At 76.4% G+C, this 3,556-nt stretch carries 1 protein-coding gene and 1 pseudogene; both read right to left on the bottom strand.

Annotation, left to right across the window (positions count from 1 at the left end):
* Nucleotides 1–672, bottom strand: a pseudogene (locus ACIPXC_RS19580) (hypothetical protein); the annotation flags it as partial.
* Nucleotides 673–856: 184 nt separating this feature from the next.
* A complete protein-coding gene (locus ACIPXC_RS19585) occupies nt 857–3,019 on the bottom strand; it encodes a PIG-L family deacetylase (RefSeq protein WP_401619543.1) in 2,163 nt (720 codons plus the stop codon).
* Nucleotides 3,020–3,556 lie beyond the last annotated feature (537 nt).

Genomic DNA, 3,556 nt, shown 5'->3' on the forward strand with positions numbered 1-3,556 from the left:
CCGGGCTTGGGCCGGTGACCGGGCTTGGGCCGGTGACCGGGCTTGGGCCGGTGACCGGGCTTGGGCCGGTGACCGGGCTTGGGCCGGTGACCGGGCTTGGGCCGGTGACCGGGCGGTGATGGTCGCGGCCAGGCGGAGGGTCCTGGCGCGGTGTACGTCGCTCTCGGCACCGAGGCAGGCCTGGTCGAGGAGGCGGTGGTCGAGGACTTCGGTGACGGCGCGCCGGGCCAGGCGGTCGAGGCGGTCGGCGCAGTGGGCGGGGTCGGGGGTGGCGCAGCCTTGTGCGAGGGCGGTGGACAGGGCGTCCAGGGTGGCGGCGAGCCGCGGGTAGTCCCAGGCCGGGGTGGTGTCGTCGCGGCAGCCGGTGGCGAGGGCCGTCGGTGTCGGGCAGACGGCCAGGGCCAGGGCGGGGACGGCTGCCGTCCTGCCCGTACGGGCGCGGGCGCGGGGGTGTGGGGGTGTGGGTCTGGGCGGGTGGTGCGGGAAGCGGTCACGGGGGCCCTGTTCACCGGTGGTCAGGACGTGGGGAGGCGGCGGGAGGCCGGTCGCGGCTCCCCGGTCCGGGTGGGCGGGGGCGGTCGGTGCGGCCGGGACGGGGGCGCGGCCGGAAGGACGCGGGCGGTGCGGGCACGGCGGGTGCGGACCGGGCGGTGGCCGGGACGGCTCAAGCAACGGCCCAGGCGGGCTGGGCTGGGCGGGCTGGAGGGGTGGGGTGGCTGAAGCGGTGGCGCCCGGTCCGGGTGGGCGGGGGCGGTCGGTGCGGCCGGGGCTCCGGCGTGGCGGGCAGAGCCCGGGCGGCCGGGAGGGGGGTGGTGGCCGGGAGGGGGGTGGGGTGGTCATCGTCGCCCGGTGGGGGTCATCTCTGCCAGCCGGAGGGCTGGCGGGCGGCCTGGGCGAGGGTGGTGGGGGCGATGGCGCGGTGCCACGGCGCGGGCGGTGCGGGCGCGGTGGGTGCCGGGGTGGGGGTGGGTGCCGGGGTGGGGGTGGGCGGGGGTGTGGTGGTGAGGTGCAGGCCGGCGTCCAGGCCGAGGGCGGCGGCCAGGGTGGTGCCGTCGGGTGCGGTCAGGGCGGTGGGGGCGCCGGTGTAGAGCATCTGGGACTCGTGCCAGGCGGGTGTCGGGCCGGGAAGGGTGACGGCGGCCGTGCCGGTGGCGGCGCGGCCGGTGAGGAGGTGGCCGGCGGTGCCGACGGCGCCGTAGCCGCCTTCGCCTCCTGCGTCGGCGGGCGGGGAGAGGACGGGGGCGGCCGCGGCGGCGGGGGTGGTGGCCAGGGTGGTGGTGACGGTGCCGGTGCCGGGGCGGCGGAAGGAGAGGAGGACGCCGTGGTCCTGCGCGGTGGCGGAGAGCACGCCGGTGGTCGCGGGCAGGCCGGTGGGGAAGGGTCCGGCGAGGGGGGCGTCGGGGGCGGTCTGGGTCCAGGCCAGGACGGTGCGGTCGGTGGCCGCGTAGACGTGGCGGCGTCCGGCGTGGTCGGTGGCGGTGACGGGGTCGCCCTGCAGGGCGGTGCCGCCGAGGGTCTGCCAGGGGCCGAAGGCGGTGTCGGGGGCGGGCTGGGTGCGGGCGCGCAGGGTGCGCCGGGAGTCGCGTACGTAGACGGTGATACGGCCGGTGGTGTCCACGGCGGCGGCCGGTGCGCCGGTGGCCGTGGTGGTGGAGGTGTCGCCGGTGTCGGGGGTGCCGAGGCTGTGCCAGGGGCCGAAGCCGGCGCCGGGGGCGTTCTGGAGGGCGTAGACGGTTTCGCGCCGGTAGTCCTGGGGGGTGGTGCCCAGGGTGGTGCGGGTGGCGAGGACGGCGATGCGGCCGTCGGGGAGGCGGGCGGTGGACGCGCCGGCGTCGAGGGTGGTGCCGGGGGCGGTGGCGGGCAGGAAACGGGGGCCCTGCCAGCCGGAGGCGGGGCCGGGGCGGGTCCAGTAGGCCATCTGTCCGTCGAGGACGGCGAAGGCGTAGAGCCGGCCGGGTGTGCCCTGGGTCATCCAGGTGGTGCTCTCACCGCGGCTGTAGCGGATGGTCTGGTTCCATCCGGCGCCGGTGGGGCGGGTCGCGGTCTTGCGGTCGCCGCAGCCGGCGGGGCTGCCGCACCAGTCCTGGTGGTCGCTCCAGGCGTAGGTCTTGAGGTAGCCGAGTTTCTCCTCGGCGGTCCTGGCGTCGAGGGTGGGGGGCAGGGCGCTGTTGGGGTAGCTGACGTAGTTCTGGACCGAGAAGTGCGGCCGGCCGGTGGTGGCGGCGTAGCGTTCGGTGGCCGCCTGCACGAAGCGGGCCCCGTACATGTGGTCCTGGTGGTCGTGGAAGGGGCCGTCGGGGCGGGTGCGGCCGGGGGTGGGGTCCTGGGTGCGGATGGTGGTGGGCCGGTAGCGGGCGAGGACGCCGGCTATGGCCCGGACGGCCTGGTCCTTGGTGTAGGTGAAGGGGGTGGTGACGGGGGTGTGGGAGGCGAGCTGGGAGCCGAGGGCGGGGATCTTGCCGTCCCACAGGCCGCGCAGGCTGTCGGGGTTGTCGCCGGAGATGCTGCGGGCCTCGCGCATCTGCATCCAGACGAGGTTGACCCCGGGGCGGTCGAGGAGGATGTCGACCTCGGCGCTGCCGCCGCCGGCGGTGGGTATGGAGGTGCGCTGCCAGGCGCTGGTGCGGCGGCCGGTGGCCATCTCGGCGTAGGCGGCGCGTATGCCGTTCTGGCGGGCTTCGGCGTAGGCGGCGTGGTCGGCGGGGCGGGCGGGGTCCTGCAGGTGGGGGCTGTGGGCTTCGTTACGGCCGTCGGACTCGCCGGCGGTGAGGTAGACGGTGGTGACCTTGATGCCGGTGGATATGGAACGGCTGAGGTCGGGGTTCATGAAGAAGAGGTCGTCGTCGGGGTGGGCGACGAGTTGGAGGACGGTGCCCTCGGTGACGCTGGGCCGCAGGGGGGTGCGGGGGGCGGCCGGGTGGGCGTCGGTGTCTCCGTGGGCCCAGGTGGTGACCCCGGCGGCGCCGGCGGTGAGTACGGCGAGCAGGGCCGCGAGACGGGTGCGGCTGGCCAGGGACATCTGCGGGCGCCTTGGGGATCGGTCCGGTGCGGGTGCGCACCGAAGGGCGGGAGTCGGTGCCCCGATGGCTCCAGCACTTCCGGAGACGACCGGCGCCGATTATGCCCCGCGGGTTTCCCACTGACACACCCTCAAACCCCATATGCAAACAAACCAGTTGAATGCCGCATATGAGCGACTTGTACCCATTTAATGCTGGTTGGGGGGTGGAGGGTTGGGGTTGGGGTTGGGGCGGAGGGCTGGGGTTGGGACGGAGGGTTGGGGTGGGGGCGGGGTGGCACACGTCACCCGCCCGAGGACGGGCGGGACCGGCGGGGGATGCGGGAGCGCGAGGTGCGGGAGCACGAGGTGCGGGCAGGCCGGACGCGGGAGCACGGGGTGCGGGAGCACGGGGTGCGGGAGCACGGGGCACGGGAGCACGGGGCACGGGAGCACGGGGCACGGGCGGGGTGCAGGAGTGCGGGGGGTGGCACACGTCACCCTCCGGGACGGGCGGGACCGGCCACGGGAGCGCGAGGTGCGGGAGCACGAGGCGAC

It is taken from the genome of Streptomyces sp. NPDC090021, from assembly GCF_044748225.1.
Classification (GTDB): domain Bacteria; phylum Actinomycetota; class Actinomycetes; order Streptomycetales; family Streptomycetaceae; genus Streptomyces.

Coding starts and splice junctions, on each gene's coding strand:
- ACIPXC_RS19585 (WP_401619543.1), bottom strand. CDS start 3,019: ATGTCCCTGGCCAGCCGCACCCGTCTCGCGGCCCTGCTCGCCGTACTC.